This window comes from Sporosarcina sp. FSL K6-5500 (assembly GCF_038005665.1).
Lineage (GTDB): Bacteria > Bacillota > Bacilli > Bacillales_A > Planococcaceae > Sporosarcina > Sporosarcina psychrophila.
This window is the reverse complement of sequence record NZ_JBBOTP010000001.1, coordinates 2,080,482-2,100,217: the sequence shown is the minus strand read 5'-3', so window position 1 is coordinate 2,100,217 and position 19,736 is coordinate 2,080,482. Positions and strand designations below refer to the sequence as shown.

Sequence of the window (19,736 nt, the reverse complement as noted above, 5' to 3'; positions counted from 1 at the left end):
TTCCCTAACTCAACATCTGGCCTGTACTATTTTCATGTTCAACAGGAATTCTTTATTTTATCAATAGCATTCCTTCATCATCCAGACGAGCAAAAACACCCATTTCATTGGCTGTAAATGTATAAGACCTATTTCCAACATGAATTTCTGTTCCCGCATGCGCATGCCCAATTGTGATATTCCCTTTTTCTCCTGTTCGGACAACTGTCTTAATTAAGTTTACGGACCCTGTATTTTGGAGGGATATTTTATTGGCTGCGATGATTTCCCCACCGCGGCAAACACCACGCACTTTTATATCGTGACCTGCTGTAACCGAACTATGATAAAGCCCTTTCGAGGTCACCTCAATATTGCCATTACTATATAACACGCTATTAATGGCATAGGGTACTGAAAGGTATAATTTCGGAGCTGCTTTCTCACCATACAATTCCACAAGCGTTTTTACTTCCCCGATTAAAAGTTCGAAACCACCCATGTCTTTCAATTGCTTATTTTCAGAAGTTATAAATACCTCATATAATTTGGCTGCCATTTCACTCCATTCTACCGGCAACTGGAGAGAATGATTTTTAACTTTTTGGAGGAAGTGCCTATTCAAATCTTGGAATGCCGTATATTTCTTTTCGAGCAAGAGCCTAATAAGATGGTTCAACTCAGCTGAACTGAGGCTATCGTCCGTCTCTCCCCGTATCAGGAGTATCTGTTGGATTGCAGCTTGAATTAGTTCCAGATACCCCTTAATTTCACTAAGTTGAGTTGTTAGTTCTCCTATTATAAACTCATGTTGCCCGACGCTAATTGTGGAGGAAAAAACATTCCCTTTTACGACAGCCGATTTCATGGCATGAATCGTCGCTTTCGTCACAGACCCCCCTATGTTAACTGTTCCTGTCGCCCCCACGAACATTGAAGGTTGTATATTCCCTTGTATACTTACGTTCCCCTCAAAGCGAATATTTCCGCTCGCCATATCGACTTCCCCTTGGTGATGAAATTCATGATTGACATCAATTTTCACAAGCTTATATCGCCATTCCACGGATGGTTTCCCAGAAATCGCTGCAACAATATCATTGTCCACCTGCGTTACATTCACACCAAGACGCAGGACAATGTCATTCGCCTTTTTCACAGGAATCGCTTTCCCAAGAAGGCTACTGCCTGGTGTTCCCTGAACCGGTGGTATATAGGTTGCAATGACTTGTCCAGCTTCTACCGACACAATCAGGTTCATCTCATGAAAATCCACCTTTTCCAATTCCCCCGGTGTTTTTTCCTGATAGTCGATATGCATTTCTAAATCGCCATCCAGTCCTTCAATTGGAGGTACCCCTTTTGCCACAATCGTTTCAAACGGTTTGATCGCGTCCGTCACTTTCTTGATAGCCGGGAAGAGCAACCCTTTTTGTATGCCTAATGATTTCAGGTGCTCAACAATTACTTGAGGGTCTAAATCATTGTAGTACTCAATTTCCTCATCTGCTTCAATATGAAGAACTTGTTCGAACTCCGTATCGCGTAAAGTGTGCTTCACCTTTTTCCCAGGTGTGAAAATAAGCATGGCAAGCATGTCATGCTCAATCAATTGAATTTCAAAATGTGGTGGTATAAGCCCATCGCTTACTGTCACTTCTACTTTATCTCCAGGTGAAATAATTGTTTGCCGCTTTATTTGTTTTCCATTGATTGAGAAATTAACATTTGAACCAGGAACGACTATGGGGTATTTTTTACCTAAAAACTGTATATCAATCTTTTCATTGCTAATACGTGCCCCAGCTACTTTACTAATTGCTGATGACAGGCCACCCAGAGGCTGGGCATCGTTCCATTCCCGATTCGTCCCTTCTGTTGGTACTAATCTATCGAGATATTGTTCGATTGCTAGATTCCGATCTTGCGTCTTTTTCGTAGCGGATGGTGATTCTATGATTTGTGTAACATTTACTTCAGCCAGCGTTTTTCGTAAGCCAAAAAGATTCTTTCGCGGATTCGACAACACTTCAATATGGACTTCTTCCAATTTCAATTCTGTAATCGATAAGGCTAGCCGGACAGCTTCCTCAATCGTTTCTGCTTTTACCGTAATAGATTTCCCCATATCTTCCCCCCCATTTCAAATCTAATTTCCGTTTTAGGCTAGTACATTAATATTATCATATTTTTCTGTATTTTCTATCATTATACCCAGTGTTTAGATAGTAAATGTGTAAATGCGACCTAATTCGCTAAGTGTTGTCCACAGGCCGATAGTTTTATATTTTTCTATACAACAAAAAAGAGCCGGTTCACTTTTCAGTGGATCGGCTCTCTTGCTATTTTTACAATACCGCTTCGACTTCTTTAATCATTTCTTTCACAGATTGAAGTCCGCCACCAGACAGGTACCAATAGTCAGGATCTAAGTAAATGATTTTACCGTCTTTATAAGCGTTTGTTTTCTTCACAAGGTCGTTTTCAATTGAATCTTTTGCACTTGCATCGCCGCCAATCGCAGCGTCACGGTCTATAACAAAGAGAATGTCTGGGTTTGTTTCAAGGATATATTCGAATGTGATGCTTTGACCATGAGTCGATACTTCAAGTTTTTCATCAGCTGCTTTAAAGCCAAATACATCATGAATAATACCAAAACGTGAACTCAGTCCATAAGCACTTACTTTTCCTTCATTTCCAAGAATGATCAATGATTTCGCATCGCTCTTGCTTGATTTTTCATTAATCGCTGCAATTCTTTCGTCAATGTCTGCAAGTTCTGCTTTCATTTCATCTTCCTTACCAAAGAGTTCAGCAACCATTTCCATGTTTTCTTTGAATGACTCCATGTAGTTTGTTGTATCCACTCCTACAAAGATTGTTGGAGCAATTTCACTTAGTTCATCGTACATAGCAGATTGACGTCCTGAGATGAGGATAACATCTGGCTTCATTGCATGGATTGCTTCAAAATCAGGTTCTTTAAGACCGCCAACGTTTACATACTTTGAATCTTCATATTTTGACAAGTATGAAGGAATGTTCTTTTGTGGAACACCTGCTACTTCAACGCCAAGCTCGTCTAGCGTGTCAAGCATACCAAAATCGAATACGACAACTTTTCCAGGATTTTTTTCGACTGTAGTTTCGCCAAGGTCGTGCGTAATTACCATTGGTTCTGCTGTTTCAGTTTCTTCAACTTTTGGCTCTGTTTTGTCACCAGTTGTTTTATCGTCTGTTGCATCTTCGTCTTTCGATCCACAAGCTACAAGTACAGCCATTAATGCGAACAACATCATTGTCATTAGTATTTTCTTCATCATTACCATCCTTTTAGTTATATTGTAAGTTTAAATCTCTTTACTTGAATCGATTTATAAACTCCAGGTAACTACACTTTTCTTGATTAAGAGTCGAAGTACACACATATACGACAATTAGCCATTTGTTTAATTGGAATATCCATATCGTAGATATCCTTTAATGCATCAGAAGTGATGATTTCATCTGTCGGACCGTCTTTGACGACACGTCCCTCTTTAAGCGCAACAATCCGATCCGAATAAACGGATGCGAAGTTAATGTCATGTAAGACGATGACAACTGTTTTCCCTAAATCATCTACAAGTCTTCTCAATATTTTCATGATCTGGACGGAGTGCTTCATATCCAAGTTATTCAGCGGTTCATCAAGCAATATATAATCCGTATCCTGCGCGATAACCATTGCGATGAATGCCCGCTGGCGTTGTCCACCTGACAGTTCGTCGAGGTAATCGTCCTGCATATCCATTAGATCCATATAATCCATCGCTTGATTGACGAAACGAAGATCTTCGGCCGTCAGTCTCCCCCTTGAATGTGGGAATCGACCAAACGACACTAGTTCACGAATTGTTAAACGGACGTTCATGAAGTTCGACTGTTTCAAAATCGAAACTCGTTTTGAAAAATCGTTCGATTTCATCTGTTTTACATTGTCTTTATCAACCAGCACTTCCCCCGTATCTGCATCTAGCAGACGGCTTACCATTGATAGAAGTGTCGATTTACCAGCACCATTCGGTCCGATAAAAGACGTGATTTTTCCGCGGTGGATATTCACGCTTACTTTTTCAACGACCGCTTTTTTACCATAAAACTTCGATAGCTCACGGACTTGGATCATGTAGATCGACTCTCCTTTAATAGTAAGTAGATGAAGTAAATGCCGCCGATGAAGTTAATAATGACACTGAGAGTCGTCGAGAACGTGAATATTCGTTCAACAACCCATTGTCCCCCGACAAGCGCGATAATACTCATAATAGACGCACCCGCAATAAGGATGCTATGCCTATACGTTTTGAAAAACTGATAGGACAAATTCGCAACGATCAAACCAAAAAATGTGATTGGACCTACTAGTGCAGTTGAGACCGCTATTAAAACAGAAGATAGGATTAGCATGGTCTTGACGACTTTGTCGTAAGAGACACCTAAATTAAGTGCGGTGTCCCTTCCAAGCGACAGAACATCAAGTTGGTTGAAGTATCTCCATCCAATGACGAGACTGATGATAACGATGGCAAATGCCCACCAAACGAGTTCACCGCTGACGTTGTTGAAACTGGCAAACATCCTATCCTGTACAAGCATGAATTCGTTCGGATCAATTAACACTTGCAAAAATGTCGATATGCTTCCGAAAAATGTCCCGACGATAATTCCTACAAGAAGCAGGAAGTAAATTGGGCGTTTGCCCCCCTTGAATAAAAATCGATAGAGGATAAGCGCGAATACAACCATTGCAGAAACAGATATTATAAAATTCACCTGTTTATTGACGATTATCACATGACCCGAACCAAGGAAAAAAATGATTGCGGTCTGCAACAATAAGTACAGTGAGTCAAGACCCATAATACTCGGTGTCAAAATACGGTTATGTGTAATTGTTTGGAAAATGACCGTTGAGTACGCGATTGCAACACCCGTGATGGCCATTGCCATCACTTTGATACCGCGGCGTGGTAACGCATAGTCAAAGCTTCCGTTTAACCCTTGGAAAAGATACAGAATACAGAATATAGCTGCGATTACAGAGAGAATGATGAGTTTCGTTGAGTTACGCATAGGCCTTCCTCCTAAACAATAAATAGAGGAATATTCCACTGCCAATAACGCCTACCATCAAACTAATTGAAATCTCATACGGATAGATAAGCACTCTACCTAAAATGTCACAGACAAGCAGGAATATCGCGCCTAGCAGTGCTGTATGAGGCAATGTCTTCTGTAAATGATCTCCTTTAAAAATAGAAACGATATTCGGAATGATCAATCCAAGGAAGGGAATCATTCCGACCGTCAAGACGACGGTAGTGGTAATAAGCGCAACAAGGATTAGTCCGATATTGACGATCCGCCTATAAGCAAGCCCGAGGTTTTTCGAGAAATCTTCACCCATTCCCGCAACAGTAAACCGGTTTGCGTACAAATATGTGATGATTAGCACGGGAATGCTTATGTATAGAAGTTCATAACGTCCTTTCATAATCATCGAAAAATCACCTTGTAACCATGCCGACATATTTTGAATGACGTTCGCTTTGTAAGCGAAAAACGTCGCAATAGATGACAAAATATTACCGAACATAAGCCCAACTAACGGAATGAAAATCGCATCCTTGAATTTGATACGGTCAAGGATTTGCATAAACAGTAGCGTGCCGGCAAGCGCGAATACAAATGCGACAATCATCTTTTCAATTGTGGATGCGTTTGTGAATAACAGCATCGAAACAAGAATCCCGAGCCGTGTCGCATCCAAAGTTCCTGCTGTTGTCGGTGAAACGAATTTATTTCGGCTCAGCTGTTGCATAATGAGACCTGCTATACTCATCCCTGCTCCTGCAAGAAGAATAGCGACAAGTCGCGGCACGCGGCTGATTAGAAAAATTTCGGTTGCTTCCGATTTAAAATCAAGCAGACCCATTGGCGTAATATGGCTCACTCCTACAAATAACGATAGGAATGAAAGACTGATAAGTGCGATGACTAAGTAACGTATCTTCATGGGTATCCCCGATATCGATTATTTACTACCAATTGAGAATCCGTTAATGAAAACAGTTATCAATTAGCGCAAATTCAATTATAGCATGCTAGAAACAACTGTCAATGAATAACTGAAAATCATTATCAGTGAGAATACAAGAACAAGTAGGCTACCCTTGGCTACCACTTTTCATATAGTCAGTCATGCGAGTTTATGGACGGTTTGGGATTTGTTGTTATTAATCTTCCGGGTTTTATGATTGGTCTGAGTTTTTTACTGGTCTGGCAGTGTTTCTGATAGATTCCCTTGTTTTTACTTATTGCAATAAAAAAACACCGGAGTGGATAACCGGTGCCCATTGTTTCACTGCCCCATCGATTCATTGATATCGACAGCGTTATCTAGTATTTCTTGTGGAATTTTAATTGTGTCGATTTCGTTAATTTTACTGATGTCGGCTTTTACTTTCTGGTCAATATGCATTTCTTCGCCTTCGACTTCCATCGTCATATCCATATTCATATTGAACGCATTTGTGTAGAATGTCTTTTTGTCGATGAAGATTTCATACTCGAGTGATTTCACTTCCATATTTTCCATCACTTCCGCCTGTTCTTCATTCATTTCCATACCAGCAGGCATGTTTTCAGTAGCAACTTTTTTGAATAGCTTGCTGAATTTATCGCCTGCTGCGGATAATGTAAGGATGTAAGCATCATCCGTTTGCTCAAACTTGAAGTCATCTGTAAATTCTTTGAACATGTTCATGTCAAGTGTCGGATCCGCTCCTCCGGACAGTTGGCCACTCATTTCCTCATACATTTCATTTGGTAGCTTAATCCAATCACCCGACTCCGGATCTTTCATGAAGAAGCCTGCATCTGTCATATAGATTTCCATGTCCATCTTCCCTTGCTCACCCATGTCCATATTCATCTTCTGATACATCGAGAGTGGTTCCATAACCATATCCATGTCCATATTTATCTTACTGTTCATTTCAAACTCTTGGCTTGGTACTTTAATCAGCTGATCGATATCCATTTTGGCGTGCATACTCTTTTGCTCTTCCGAAACTGCCATCACCTTCTCATAAACTTCCTGCGCTGTCATGTCGCTCTTATTTTGGACTTCTACCTTCTTGCCCGTATCAGGATCTGTTTTCGGCTCCGCTGTCTTACCGCATGCACCAAGTCCAAGTACAAGAATTCCTGCTGCAATACCCTTCATCAAATTGTTCATATTATCCGCTTCCTTCCAATTGCTAATTTTATCTACATATACTCATACGGCTCAAAACACAAAGAGTTCCACATTTCAAAGTAATTGAATATTATTACTCAATTACTTATTCACATCTATTGAACTACATGAGTATTATTTCGGTTTCAGAAATTAATTATCGTCTTCTGTCGCTTTTTCCGCTATACTAGCAATTATCAGACTAAAGGGGATTAAAACGATATGCTCAAAAAGTTCTTTTCATATTACAAACCACATAGGCGACTTTTCATCATCGACTTTTCAAGTGCTATTTTCGTAGCATTGCTCGACCTTGCGTTCCCAGTCGCGGTCCAGTGGTTCATTGATGATTTGCTGCCTAAAGGCAATTGGGGACAAATCACGACGATAAGTATTCTATTATTGGTCGTTTATTTACTGAGTACATTCCTTCAATATATCGTCAGCTATCTTGGTCACAAACTCGGCATCAATATCGAAACCGATATGCGCCAGCAGCTATTCAACCATGTACAGCGGCAATCCTTCCGATTTTTCGACAACACGAAGACCGGACATATTATGAGCCGGATCACCAATGATCTGTTCGACATCGGGGAACTCGCCCACCATGGTCCAGAGGACGTCTTCATCGCGATCATGACGCTTATTGGGGCATTTGCCATCATGTACAGCATCAACCCTGAACTTGCACTGATCGCAATTATTATGGTTCCATTTCTCATTATCCTCGTCACATTCTGCAACATCAAAATGAATGCGGCATGGCAAAACATGTACGGTAAAATTGCTGACGTCAATGCACGCGTAGAAGATTCCGTGTCAGGTTCACGCGTTGTCAAATCATTCACGAACGAAGACTTCGAAATTGCGCGCTTCCGCATAGACAACGGGAATTTCAGAATAGCCAAGCTTGTCGCCTATAAAGTGATGGCCTGGACCCATTCGAGTATGTTCATGATGACCCGACTTGTCACACTTATCGTACTTGTTGTTGGAGCGTGGTTCACACTCAACGACAAATTGTCGAGTGGCGAACTCGTAGCATTTGTACTGTTCGTCAATGTGCTCATTAAGCCTGTCGATAAAATCAGCGCGCTATTGGAACTGTATCCAAAGGGTATGGCAGGATTCCGCAGGTTCCGTGAATTAATTGAACAAGAGCCTGAAATTAAAGATCGTCCAGACGCAGTGGCTGTTGCCCATTTGAACGGAGATATTATCTTCGATGATGTAGATTTCCACTATGACGATAACAAAGCCGTACTAGAAGGTATTAATTTAAACATACGCGCGGGTCAAACGGTTGCATTTGTTGGGCCATCTGGAGCCGGAAAAACAACGATTTGCTCGCTTATTCCGCGTTTTTACGATGTCACTGAAGGTGCGATTTCTATTGACGGGATCGATATCCGCGATATGACGCAGCACTCCTTGCGTTCACAAATCGGTATCGTTCAGCAGGACGTCTTCTTATTCACCGGGACCATTAAAGAAAATATTGGCTACGGAAAATTGGATGCGATGGATGATGAAATTATTTCAGCAGCGAAAAAAGCGCATCTAGAAGACTTCATCGCTTCACTTCCTTATGGCTATGAAACTCAGATTGGAGAACGCGGCTTGAAATTATCCGGCGGCCAGAAACAACGTCTTGCCATTGCCCGCATGTTCTTGAAAAACCCGCCAATTCTTATTTTAGATGAAGCGACATCCGCTCTCGATACAGAAACGGAACGCATTATTCAGCAGTCACTCGCTGAACTTGCTGAAAACCGGACAACCCTTGTTATCGCACACCGATTGGCGACAATCCGTGATGCTGATCGCGTTGTCGTTGTCACAGAAAACGGGATTGCGGAAGATGGCAAGTACGATGAGCTTGTGAAGAAAGGCGGGATTTTTGCCCGACTGCATAACAATCAATTCCAAGAGGTTTAACTTTCATATAAGCGGGCATACTAGAACTATTCCACCCCCTTTCTCTTAGATAGAAAAAACAGCACTACATGACCTCCCTAGTCATGTGGTGCTGTTTTTTGTTTTTTAAAAGATAAGAAAGTATGAGTTTTTTGGACTTAGAATAGTGTCTAGCTCCAGCGCCTAACCCCTCGAATCGCTTCAGTCCTGAAGATAAAGGCAAAGTGCGCCTTTATCTTTAGGCCCTCCAGCGCTTGTCGGGTCTACCAAGGCACTTTCGCTTTTCTTAGTGTCTAGCTCCAGCGCCTAACCCCTCGAGTCGCTTCAGTCCTGAAGTTAAAGGCAAAGTGCGCCTTTATCTTTAGACCCTCCAGCGCTTGTCGGGTCTACCAAGGCGCTTGCGCTTTTCATTAGTGTCTAGCTCCAGCGCCTAGCCCCTCGAGTCGCTTCAGTCCTGAGGTTAAAGGCAAAGTGCGCCTTTATCTTCAGGCCCTCCAGCGCTTGTCGGGTCTACCAAGGCGCTTGCGCTTTTCTTAGTGGCTAGCTCCAGGCGCCAGCCGCTCGGGTCATAAGCAATCCAGCTATGTGGCAAAGTACGCCACGTCGCTGGATTGACTTATGCCTGTCGCGGGCCTACAGGATGTAGGTCATGCAGCTGTTGCCACAGGAAGTGGCGCACTTAAGCTGCGTTCCTTTTAGGCGCCTTTCGCTTTTCATTAGTGGCTTACGATAAATTCTTCAATCTTGGCTCGCTCTGAAATATCCATTTCCACAGTCATCAGCGTTCCATCTTCTTCATACTCCGTACTTTTGACGTTTGCTTTGTCATTCAAATAGGACACGATATCACCACGGTCAAATGGAATAAGTAGCTTGCATGTACTATATTGTTCAAAAATCTTTTTCTTGATCAACTCGATAAGTTCATCTAATCCTTTTCCTTCACGTGCAGAAATCCACACACTATCATCGCTCACTACTGGATAGGGAACATCTGCAAGATCAGCTTTATTGTAAATATTAAGCGTCGCTACATTCTCTACTCCAACTGCCTGCAATGTGTCATTTGTTACTTCCATCATATAGCCGTGTTCCGAATTCGACACATCCACTACATGTAATAGGAGATCCGCATCACGCGCTTCTTCTAATGTCGAACGGAATGCTTTTACAAGATGGTGTGGCAGTTTCGAAACAAAACCGACTGTATCCGTCAAGATGAATTCTTTGTTATCCTCAAGCTTCACTTTCCGAATTGACGTATCGAGTGTCGCGAATAACATATCTTCCTCATACACTTGCTTCGCATTGTCTACGTCCATCTTCAGCAGCAATTTATTCATAATCGTCGACTTGCCAGCATTCGTATAACCGACAATCGAAACAACAGGGATACCACTCTTTTTACGTTGCTTGCGCTGAGTTTCACGCTGATCCTTCACATGATCAAGGTCACGGCCAAGTTTGGAAATCTGGTCTTCGATTTTTCGACGATCGAGTTCAAGTTTCGTTTCTCCTGCCCCTTTATTTTGAACACCGCCGCCTGCTCCGCCGCCCTGTCTACCAAGGGATGCACGTAAACCGACAAGTCTAGGAAGCATGTATTGCAGTTGCGCAAGTTCAACTTGCATCCGCGATTCACTCGTTCTCGCACGCCGTACGAAAATATCAAGAATGAGCATTGTCCTGTCAATCACTTTACAGTCCAGTTCCCGCTCCAAATTACGAATCTGAGACGGAGACAATTCATCATTGAAGATAACAAGGTTAGCATCTAATTCTTCGTAGAAGTTCTGAATCTCTTCCATTTTCCCTTTCCCGACATAAGTAGACGGGTTACGCTTTTCCATGTTTTGCGTCACTTCTCCAACGACTTCAACATCGATTGCTTTAGCAAGGTTTTTTAATTCTTCCATTGCATATTCAAAGTGCTGATCCTTTTGTTCATGGACCCCCACAATTACTGCGCGTTCGACTAAAAATTCCATAGAACTACCCCTTCCAGACAAGCTATAAGTATGTTTAGTCTACCATATGTGACGAAATTGTATGTCAGACAGGTCGAACTGCACAACTACTCTGTCACTGTTGGTCAGTTTGCCCAACGATAACATCCGTCAATCTATCTTTGTCGCCATCATGTGCAACAAATTTCAGCACAACATTCGGCAAGACGATGTCATCAGTATTGCCAACTTTCTGCGACAATAAAATGGCCCACTCCGCTGTTGCTCTTAATGGATCTTCGACACTAAAAACACACTCCGTAATTTCCAACTGTTCATTGTTCAAGGGAAGCGTTCCCTCTTCACGTAGTTTCGCAAAACGTGTTTCTTCCTGCTCCTCCCACTCGATGAAAAACGGATAGGGTAACTCATTCGATACGGGTTGATCGATGAACAACATTTTCCACTTCCGCAATTGGCCATCAGCCGTTCTTCGCTCAGCATCGAGCACACCTGACGTTCGGAATCCTTTATTTTCAACTTCATCATTGAATTTCTCAATACTTTCGACAGACAGACAAATCGTCCCCCACCCATCGCTTTGTTCAAGATCATGCAGCAATAACTTAGTCAGCGGGTGCTCCACTTGTTGCGCAATCCCCATTTTCTCGACTGACAACCATTCAATATAAGCATTCTTCGTATAGAGTAGTGCATTATGCGTACCCCATTGTTCATGACGACCACCGACTACAGCGTGACGTCCACTCGCTTGCTGTTCCACTACGATTTTCTCCGGTTCTTTATTCGTGAAATAGACAGTATGATCAAGCTTCATAGTAATAACCTCACCTTCTTAATTTTAAATAAATGAAAAGCCTGCAGTAGTAGATACCGCAGGCTTCCAAATTACTTATCTTCGTTAAGGATTTCAAGTGCTGCTGAGAATTCTTTATCAATCTCGGCATTTGGTTTATATGTGATATTACTAACGACAACTGTAACAATCAGGCAGAGGAGGAAACCAGGTACGATTTCATAAAGGGTGCCCGATAAAGCATCGACGTTCCCCCAAATCATAACTGTTATTGCTCCAACTATCATTCCCCACAGTGCACCTTTCGTTGTAAGTTTGCGCCAGTAAAGAGATAGCAAGATGATTGGACCAAATGCAGCACCAAATCCAGCCCATGCAAACGATACGATTTTCAAAATGGATTCATTGTTAGGCCAAGCAAGTACCATAGCAATTACTGAAACTGCAAGGACGGCCATTCTTCCTAAAAATACATAATGCTTATCCGTTGCGTCTTTTTTCATAAACGTTTTGTATAAATCTTCAACTAGCGCAGAAGAGGATACAATCAGTTGCGAAGAAATTGTACTCATAACAGCTGCAAGAACAGCCGCAAGCATGATTCCCGCAATGAATGGATGGAAGATAATCTGCCCTAAGACAATAAATACCGTTTCATTATCCACCAGTGTTGCATTCGTGTTCTGCTGATAATAAGCAATTCCGATAAGTGCAGTTGCAACTGCACCGAATAAACTCAAGAACATCCAACTAATTCCGATACGACGTGCTTTTTTCGCTTCTTTGTGCGAGTTAAGCGCCATAAAGCGGACGATGATATGCGGTTGACCGAAATAACCCAGTCCCCACGCGACTGCAGACAAAATACCTAGGAACGTTGCACCAGATACGAAATTCAGCAATTGTGGATCCACAGCACGGATACTTGTCGCAGTTTCTGTAAATCCTCCTGTGATGAAGATACCGACAATCGGCACAAGTAGGAGCGCAAAGAACATAACGATACCTTGGACAACGTCCGTGTAACTAACCGCCAAAAATCCTCCGAATAGTGTATAGAAAATAACGACACCCGAAACAATCAATAGGCCTACGTGATAGTCCAACCCGAATGAGCTAAGGAAGAACTTCCCGCCTGCAACCATTCCCGAAGACACATAAAACGTGAAGAATATTAGAATAATAATCCCTGAAGCAATACGTAAGAGACGGGATTTATCTTTCAGACGACTTTCCAAGTAACTTGGAATTGTAATGGAGTCACTTGAAACTTGTGTATACACACGTAAACGAGGTGCAACAAAGACCCAGTTCAAATATGCTCCAACTGTCAAACCGACCGCAATCCATGCTTCAACTAAACCGTTGAGATAGATTGCACCCGGCAACCCCATAAGCAACCAGCCCGACATGTCAGCAGCACCAGCACTGAGAGCGGTTACAGCCGGCCCAAGCGAACGCCCACCTAACATATAATCCGTGAGATTGGATGTGCGTTTGAATGCATACCATCCAATGAAAATCATCGCCGCCATGTATATAATAATTGCAATTAATTGATACCCTTCATTTGACATGATGAATCCTCCTTTTATTAGATTGCCTCTATCATATCACCTTTTTAATAAATAATAATCTGTTTTTTAAAATAACCGATAGTAAATAATGTATATTGAATAGACAGAATACGACGAAGTTATTTCATTCACCTTATATTTCCCAGGAAATAATGCATATTCGACAAGCAACCTTTTTATAACACACAAAAACAGGCGGATACCCCTATGTCTAGAGGTATACACCTGTTTTTTATGAGGGCACTGAAAAAGTACGATTTCCTTCAATCCCGTTGATTTCCGGTCCGAGCGAGGTCTTCAGTTCGCGCTGTTCCCACTGGAGTCGCCGCTCTTCACTACAATCAATTAGTTCTAACTATAAAAAGAACTTTTTCAATGGTTTCGTTTTTTATTGGTATGACTTTTCTACGGACATTTCTCGCAGTTTGAACTTTTGTATTTTCCCCGAAGCAGTCATTGGATATTCTTTTATAAACTCAATGTACTTTGGTATCTTATGATGTGAAATACGCCCCTTACAAAATGCGCGTACGGACTCTTCATCAAGATTCAGGCCTTCTTTCAGAATAACCCACGCCATTAGTTCCTCACCGTATTTCGCATCTGGCACACCGACGACCTGTACGTCTGCGATATCAGGATGCGTATACAGAAATTCCTCAACCTCTTTCGGGTAAATATTTTCGCCACCACGGATGACCATATCTTTGATGCGCCCCGTAATATCGATGTAGCCATCTGCATCCATCACTGCAATATCGCCCGTATGAAGCCAACCTTCTGCATCAATCGCTTCACGTGTTGCTTCCGCATTGTTGTAATACCCTTTCATAATGTTATAACCACGCGTGCAAAGTTCCCCTGGCACGCCAACCGGCAGCTCTTCACCCGTTACAGGATCAATAATTTTGACTTCAACGTTCGGATGCGGCTTGCCTACTGTCGATACGCGTTTTCCGATTGGATCATCTGTCTTCGTCTGTGTAATGACAGGGGACGCCTCTGTCTGGCCGTAACAAATCGTAATTTCACTTGCTCCCATATCTTCAATAACACGTTTCATAACTTCAATCGGACAGACAGATCCAGCCATAATACCGGTACGAAGCGTAGATGTATCGTAGTTCTTAAAGTCAGGGTGATTCAACTCTGCGATGAACATCGTCGGCACCCCATGAAGTGCTGTACACTTCTCATCTTGTACCGCTTGAAGTACACGCAATGGATCGAACTGTTCGAGTAAAATCATCGCAGAACCGTGCGTAACCGCCGCGAGCGTTCCTAGTACACAACCAAAACAATGGAAAAATGGAACAGGAATACAAACGCGGTCCTGCTCTGTCAGTTTCATGTAATCCCCAATTTGTTTACCGTTATTCACGACGTTATAATGTGTCAGCATGACCCCTTTAGGAAAGCCTGTTGTGCCAGAAGTATATTGAATATTAATGACATCATCGGGATCAAGCGATTGAAATTGTCCCTCAAACTGCTCATCCGTTACTTTATCAGCTTGCGCCATGAATTCCGACCATTTGTACATACCTTGTTCTTCTCGTTCCGTCATCAGGATGATTCGTTTGAAATGAGGCAGTTTGACACTTGATATAGAGCCCCTCTCACTCGTCACCAGTTCAGGACAAACCGTACGGATAATATCTATGTAACTCGTTCCTTTAAAGCTTTCATCCAGAATGAGCGTAGTTGCATCAGATTGCTTCAGCAAATATTCCAGTTCTGTAGCTTGGTAATTCGTATTTACGGTGACCAGGACTGCCCCCATCTTCCCTGTTGCATATTGGCTAAGCAGCCATTCCCTTTTATTGTCTGACCATATGGCAATGTTTTCCCCTTTTTCGATGCCCATAGCAATAAATGCTTTTGCAAGTTTGTCCGTTTCTTTATCAAATTCTTTATATGTTCTTCGAATTCCATGTTCCGGATAGACATAAGCTTCCTGGTCCGGATAAAGCTCCGCTTGTTCCCTTACAATTTGCCCCACTGTTTTACGTAGCAATGTCATGTCCATTCCCCTTTTCTGAAACAATCATATAGCAATATGTTATCACGAAGTTCAGATTATTGAAAATTAATTTCAGGTTGTAGTGTATTTGTTGTGAGGTTCCGATGGAGCGTTGTTTTCTTTTGGCGAAACGTTGCAAACACCACAAAAAATACCGTTCCACCTCTCAAGGCAGAACGGCATACTTCAATTCATTCCACAGGGAAGACGCGTCCCCGTTCATCTTTGTAAACGACATGATGTCGTTCGAGTTTCGTTGGAGAATCCAGACCTGCCGCTGCAGCGACACGGAAAAGTCCTTCTCGCATCGTCAAAATATAATTTGTGACACGGTACTTTTTCTCTTCGACGACGAGGCCTTGCTGTAATTTCTTATCTGTCGTCGCAACGCCCGCTGGACAATCATTCGTATGACAACGGTGCGCCATAATGCAACCGACCGAGATCATAAAACCACGCGCAACTTGAACAAGATCTGCTCCCATTGCTAGAACTATTGCTGCTCGGTCCGGTGTCGTAATCTTACCCGATGCAATAATTTTCACGCGGTCACGTACTTCAAATTTTCGAAGTGCATCGTCCAGAAGAATAATTGCTGACCGCAACGGTAATCCAACGCTATCAGCAAGATCCTGGTATGTAGCGCCCGAGCCGCCCTCCCCACCATCTAATGAGATAAAGTCGGGACCCATACCTGTTTCATGCATGAATGACGCAAGTTCCTCTGCATCCTGTTTCCCACCGAGGACAACCTTAATACCAACCGGTTTACCCGAATGCTGACGAATTTGATCAATGAATTCAAAAAGTGTTGGGTAATCATCAAACTGGTGAAAGCGGTTTGGACTATTAATAGAGACAAACGGGACAACATTACGAATTGCCGCAATTTCTTCCGTTACCTTCGCCCCTTCAACGTGCCCACCGCGCATTTTCGCACCTTGCGCTAATTTAATTTCAAACGCTTTGACTTGCGGAATATCCGCTTTTTCACGAACCCGCTCAAAACTGAATTCGCCATCCTCCGTTCTAAATCCGAACAAACCCGAGCCAATTTGTGCAATTATATCTGCACCGCCCGCCAAGTGATGCTGGGACAGACCTCCTTCGCCGGTATTCATCCAAGCCCCTTGCGCCATGCCAATCCCTTTTGACAATGCAGTGATTGCATTTTCCCCGAGTGCCCCATAACTCATCGCGGATTGACCAAGCATGCTGCGGACATGAAATGGATGCTCACAGTTCGGACCAATGACGATTGCATCCTCTTCTGGCAACAACCAAGGCAATGTCGGAATATCTTCGCGGTGTTCTTTACGTGAAAAGAGATTATCTTCATCAACGACATAACGCATCGTATCTATAAGGTTTGAATTATCAACGCGCATTTCCTCATTTTGCTTCGTAAACATTGCGTTGCGGATATAATAACCCGATTCTTCAAAATCACGTTTCGAGCCAAAGCCAATGACACTATTCAAATATTTCCCTGGCATAACCATGTGTAGGTATTCTTCACGATTGAATGGTTCGCCGTCATTATCGTCGTCAAACAGATATTGACGAAGCTCAGGACCCGTCTTCTCCATCACATAACGCATCCGCCCTAAAATCGGGAAATTCCGAAGAATCGCATGTTGCTTTTGGCTTTTGTCATAAAAGTATAGATATATGGCAATTGTAATTGGTAAGATGACTAGAAATAAAATTAACAACGCCGTGGTAATTGAAATACTTTCCGCCCAATTCATAACAACACCCCTTTGTTAAGCTTTAAAGGTAGTTTACCACTATCACAGTCTGTTAATCTTAATTAATAAAACATTTTTTGGAGGGATTCCATGGTTATCGACTTATTATCTGCCCACGCATCTGTTCGAAAATATAAAGACATTACACTATCAAAAGAAGAAGTACTTGAACTCATTCGGGCCGGGCAGCATGCCGCAAGTTCGCACTTTGTCCAAGCATACTCTGTCATTTATGTAACGGATGTTGAAAAACGCAAGAAACTAGCGGAATTCGCGAAGAACCCGCAACAGATTTTATCAGCTGGCGCCGTTTTGGTCTTCTGCGCGGACTATTGTCGATTGAAAAAGGCAGCTAACTTAGTCGGAAAAGACATTGATTTCTCCTCTGCTGAAAGTGTCCTTGTCGGCTCCATTGACGTTGCTTTATTCGCCCAAAATGTAGCGATTGCGGCCGAATCAAAAGGTTACGGCATCTGTTATATCGGGGGAGTACGTAATGCACCTGAGGAAATAAGCGAATTGCTATCGCTTCCCAACGGTGTTGCTCCACTATTCGCCATGACAATCGGCGTTCCTGACGAAGCGAATGAAGTGAAACCGCGCTTACCGGTAGAAGCAATTATTCACGAAAACAGCTACAATACCGATAAATACGACGAACTTATACCTAAGTATGATGAAACAATGAACGACTATTATTTAAGCCGTGGCTCAAACCGTAAAGACGCCGCCTGGTCCGATTCCATGGCAGACTTTTTAGAAGTCCCTCGTCGAACGCATATGAAAGATTTTTTGAAGAAACAGGGATTTGAGTTTAACTAGGAGTGATGACAATGCAATTTGAGGAATTAGTGGACGAATTCACACGACGGATAACAGACGGGTCTTTCATTGGCGGGACAATCAGCCAATCCCGCACAAAAACAGATGAATTAAAACGGGTGAAAGTGAAACCTGTGGAAATAAAAGGACAGCTGCATATTCAATTTGAATACCAGTACGAACGAGTGCTGAACCATGAAAATGTTACCCCTGATGCATTGCGAGCACATTTACAACAACTGCTCGAGCGTTTCAGACAAATACACGCTGAGTTTTCGGATGAAAAAGTCCAGGTTCAGCTGACGAAAAAATTTAAAGTAATGTGGAAGTCTGAAAAAGTAGCATCTGAAAAAGTAGTTGACCTTTCACACAACCGCAAGAAAAATTATTTATTGGATGAAAATACTCCCTATCCATTTCTAGTACGACTTGGCGTCCAAACGCCCGACGGCAAAGTGAAAAAACAAAAGCACGACAAGTTTAGGCAAATTAACCGGTTCGTCGAATTCATCGACGATTCTCTTGCGCACTTACCGAAAGATCGAACTGTACGTATTCTTGATTTCGGTTCCGGTAAATCATATTTAACATTTGCCCTCTATCATTATTTACGTATCGAAAAAGGACTGGATATCAAGGTAACTGGTCTTGATTTAAAAAAAGAAGTGATTGAGGAATGTAGCACCATTGCGAAGGATCTTGGTTACGATAATCTTGAATTTCTAGTAGGAGATATCAATGATTATAATGACGAAACATCAGTTGACATGGTCGTCACCTTACATGCATGCGATGTTGCAACAGATATGGCGCTTGCCCGTGCGGTGAAATGGGGAGCGAAAGTCATTTTGAGCGTTCCATGTTGCCAGCACGAACTATTCTCGCAGGTTAATTCCCCCGCGCTCGACGTTATGCTTCAACACGGACTCATCAAAGAACGGTTCTCAGCACTTGCTACTGATTCCATTCGTGCCGAGCTGTTATCACTCGTGGGTTACGAGGCTCAGTTACTCGAATTCATCGACATGGAGCACACACCCAAAAACATTTTGATTCGAGCTTATCAGACCGGACGAGAAGCTTCTGCTGATGAAGTGAAACGGTACACTGAATTTAGGAAGCTGTTGAATGCAGATCCTTTTTTAGAGAAAGAACTGGGCGATTTATTGAATATATGATTAAAGCCATCCACATTTGCCTCATGCGAATGTGGATGGCTTTTTCAATTTAAAGAATCACATGTTATCATTTAGAATAATTAGATTTAGTGATTAAAAGGAGACAACAACATGCCGATATATAATAAATTAGTACGCGACCGTATTCCCGAAATCATCGAAAAGTCCGGTCTGATTTGCAATACACGCCTTTTGAATGAAGACGAATACATTAACGAAATCAACAAAAAAATGCACGAAGAACTGGAGGAATACGAATCCACCGAGACGACAGATGACGCCATCGAAGAACTTGCGGATTTGTTGGAGCTCATCCATGCAGCCGTTTCATATTACGGGGTATCATTTGAAGATCTAGAAAAGGTAAGAGTAGAAAAGGCTGAGAAACGCGGCGGATTCGAAGAGCAGATTTTCCTTATGGATGTTGAAGAAGACTGA

15 protein-coding genes are annotated in these 19,736 nt (G+C 42.4%); 4 read left to right on the top strand and 11 right to left on the bottom strand.

Translation table 11 applies throughout. The features are described 5' to 3' along the window. Positions 1-52 precede the first annotated feature (52 nt). The 6 genes from MKX62_RS09865 to MKX62_RS09840 form a co-directional block, all read right to left on the bottom strand. Positions 53-2,107 (bottom strand): FapA family protein, encoded by a 2,055-nt coding sequence (locus MKX62_RS09865; protein ID WP_340741328.1) that lies wholly within the window; start codon positions 2,105-2,107, stop codon positions 53-55. A gap of 220 nt (positions 2,108-2,327) precedes the next feature. Further along, positions 2,328-3,302: a siderophore ABC transporter substrate-binding protein gene (locus MKX62_RS09860; protein WP_340741327.1), complete on the bottom strand. Its 975-nt coding sequence runs from the start codon at positions 3,300-3,302 to the stop codon at positions 2,328-2,330. Positions 3,303-3,388: 86 nt separating this feature from the next. Then, entirely contained in the window at positions 3,389-4,150 is a 762-nt protein-coding gene (locus MKX62_RS09855; protein WP_067205137.1) for an iron ABC transporter ATP-binding protein, read from the bottom strand. Then, entirely contained in the window at positions 4,147-5,097 is a 951-nt protein-coding gene (locus tag MKX62_RS09850; protein WP_067205134.1) for an iron chelate uptake ABC transporter family permease subunit, read from the bottom strand. The genes MKX62_RS09855 and MKX62_RS09850 overlap by 4 nt, the downstream gene beginning before the upstream one ends. Further along, the gene (locus tag MKX62_RS09845) at positions 5,090-6,040 is read right to left on the bottom strand and encodes an ABC transporter permease (RefSeq protein WP_067205131.1); all 951 of its coding nucleotides are present in this window, start codon (positions 6,038-6,040) and stop codon (positions 5,090-5,092) included. Before MKX62_RS09845 ends, MKX62_RS09850 begins: the two co-directional genes overlap by 8 nt. Positions 6,041-6,385: 345 nt before the next feature. Next, on the bottom strand, positions 6,386-7,264 hold the full coding sequence (locus MKX62_RS09840; RefSeq protein ID WP_187046527.1) for a DUF6612 family protein: 879 nt from the start codon (positions 7,262-7,264) through the stop codon (positions 6,386-6,388). 222 nt (positions 7,265-7,486) lie between these two features. Here MKX62_RS09840 and MKX62_RS09835 point away from each other — a divergent pair, with 222 nt between their 5' ends. Continuing rightward, a complete protein-coding gene (locus tag MKX62_RS09835; protein ID WP_067205125.1) occupies positions 7,487-9,205 on the top strand; it encodes an ABC transporter ATP-binding protein in 1,719 nt (572 codons plus the stop codon). 695 nt (positions 9,206-9,900) lie between these two features. Here the strand turns inward: MKX62_RS09835 and hflX are convergent. The 5 genes from hflX to MKX62_RS09810 form a co-directional block, all read right to left on the bottom strand. Continuing rightward, entirely contained in the window at positions 9,901-11,172 is a 1,272-nt protein-coding gene (gene hflX / locus MKX62_RS09830) for a GTPase HflX (protein WP_067205122.1), read from the bottom strand. Positions 11,173-11,266: 94 nt separating this feature from the next. Then, a complete protein-coding gene (locus MKX62_RS09825) occupies positions 11,267-11,968 on the bottom strand; it encodes a VOC family protein (protein ID WP_340741326.1) in 702 nt (233 codons plus the stop codon). Positions 11,969-12,039: 71 nt separating this feature from the next. Beyond that, on the bottom strand, positions 12,040-13,524 hold the full coding sequence (gene putP, locus MKX62_RS09820) for a sodium/proline symporter PutP (RefSeq protein ID WP_187046525.1): 1,485 nt from the start codon (positions 13,522-13,524) through the stop codon (positions 12,040-12,042). A gap of 388 nt (positions 13,525-13,912) precedes the next feature. Next, positions 13,913-15,547 carry an AMP-binding protein gene (locus MKX62_RS09815; protein ID WP_067205116.1) on the bottom strand — a complete coding sequence of 545 codons (1,635 nt, stop codon included), beginning with the start codon at positions 15,545-15,547 and terminating at the stop codon, positions 13,913-13,915. A 191-nt stretch (positions 15,548-15,738) separates the two neighbouring features. Then, complete coding sequence (locus tag MKX62_RS09810) at positions 15,739-17,298, bottom strand: FMN-binding glutamate synthase family protein (protein WP_187046524.1); 1,560 nt, start codon at positions 17,296-17,298, stop codon at positions 15,739-15,741. A 90-nt stretch (positions 17,299-17,388) separates the two neighbouring features. Between MKX62_RS09810 and nfsA the strand changes: the two genes are divergently transcribed. The 3 genes from nfsA to MKX62_RS09795 all read left to right on the top strand — a co-directional run bounded on the left by nfsA (position 17,389) and on the right by MKX62_RS09795 (position 19,736). Then, positions 17,389-18,120, top strand: a complete 732-nt coding sequence (gene nfsA, locus MKX62_RS09805) for an oxygen-insensitive NADPH nitroreductase (RefSeq protein WP_187046523.1) — start codon at positions 17,389-17,391, stop codon at positions 18,118-18,120. A gap of 11 nt (positions 18,121-18,131) precedes the next feature. Then, positions 18,132-19,298, top strand: a complete 1,167-nt coding sequence (locus MKX62_RS09800; RefSeq protein ID WP_187046522.1) for a class I SAM-dependent methyltransferase — start codon at positions 18,132-18,134, stop codon at positions 19,296-19,298. Positions 19,299-19,409: 111 nt separating this feature from the next. Beyond that, on the top strand, positions 19,410-19,736 hold the full coding sequence (locus tag MKX62_RS09795; RefSeq protein ID WP_067205106.1) for a nucleoside triphosphate pyrophosphohydrolase: 327 nt from the start codon (positions 19,410-19,412) through the stop codon (positions 19,734-19,736).

Bases quoted from the DNA above. Each gene is read 5' to 3' on its own strand.
- MKX62_RS09865 (WP_340741328.1), bottom strand. From the start codon at position 2,107: ATGGGGAAATCTATTACGGTAAAAGCAGAAACGATTGAGGAAGCTGTC.
- MKX62_RS09860 (WP_340741327.1), bottom strand. From the start codon at position 3,302: ATGAAGAAAATACTAATGACAATGATGTTGTTCGCATTAATGGCTGTA.
- MKX62_RS09855 (WP_067205137.1), bottom strand. From the start codon at position 4,150: ATGATCCAAGTCCGTGAGCTATCGAAGTTTTATGGTAAAAAAGCGGTC.
- MKX62_RS09850 (WP_067205134.1), bottom strand. From the start codon at position 5,097: ATGCGTAACTCAACGAAACTCATCATTCTCTCTGTAATCGCAGCTATA.
- MKX62_RS09845 (WP_067205131.1), bottom strand. From the start codon at position 6,040: ATGAAGATACGTTACTTAGTCATCGCACTTATCAGTCTTTCATTCCTA.
- MKX62_RS09840 (WP_187046527.1), bottom strand. From the start codon at position 7,264: ATGAACAATTTGATGAAGGGTATTGCAGCAGGAATTCTTGTACTTGGA.
- MKX62_RS09835 (WP_067205125.1), top strand. From the start codon at position 7,487: ATGCTCAAAAAGTTCTTTTCATATTACAAACCACATAGGCGACTTTTC.
- hflX (WP_067205122.1), bottom strand. From the start codon at position 11,172: ATGGAATTTTTAGTCGAACGCGCAGTAATTGTGGGGGTCCATGAACAA.
- MKX62_RS09825 (WP_340741326.1), bottom strand. From the start codon at position 11,968: ATGAAGCTTGATCATACTGTCTATTTCACGAATAAAGAACCGGAGAAA.
- putP (WP_187046525.1), bottom strand. From the start codon at position 13,524: ATGTCAAATGAAGGGTATCAATTAATTGCAATTATTATATACATGGCG.
- MKX62_RS09815 (WP_067205116.1), bottom strand. From the start codon at position 15,547: ATGACATTGCTACGTAAAACAGTGGGGCAAATTGTAAGGGAACAAGCG.
- MKX62_RS09810 (WP_187046524.1), bottom strand. From the start codon at position 17,298: ATGAATTGGGCGGAAAGTATTTCAATTACCACGGCGTTGTTAATTTTA.
- nfsA (WP_187046523.1), top strand. From the start codon at position 17,389: ATGGTTATCGACTTATTATCTGCCCACGCATCTGTTCGAAAATATAAA.
- MKX62_RS09800 (WP_187046522.1), top strand. From the start codon at position 18,132: ATGCAATTTGAGGAATTAGTGGACGAATTCACACGACGGATAACAGAC.
- MKX62_RS09795 (WP_067205106.1), top strand. From the start codon at position 19,410: ATGCCGATATATAATAAATTAGTACGCGACCGTATTCCCGAAATCATC.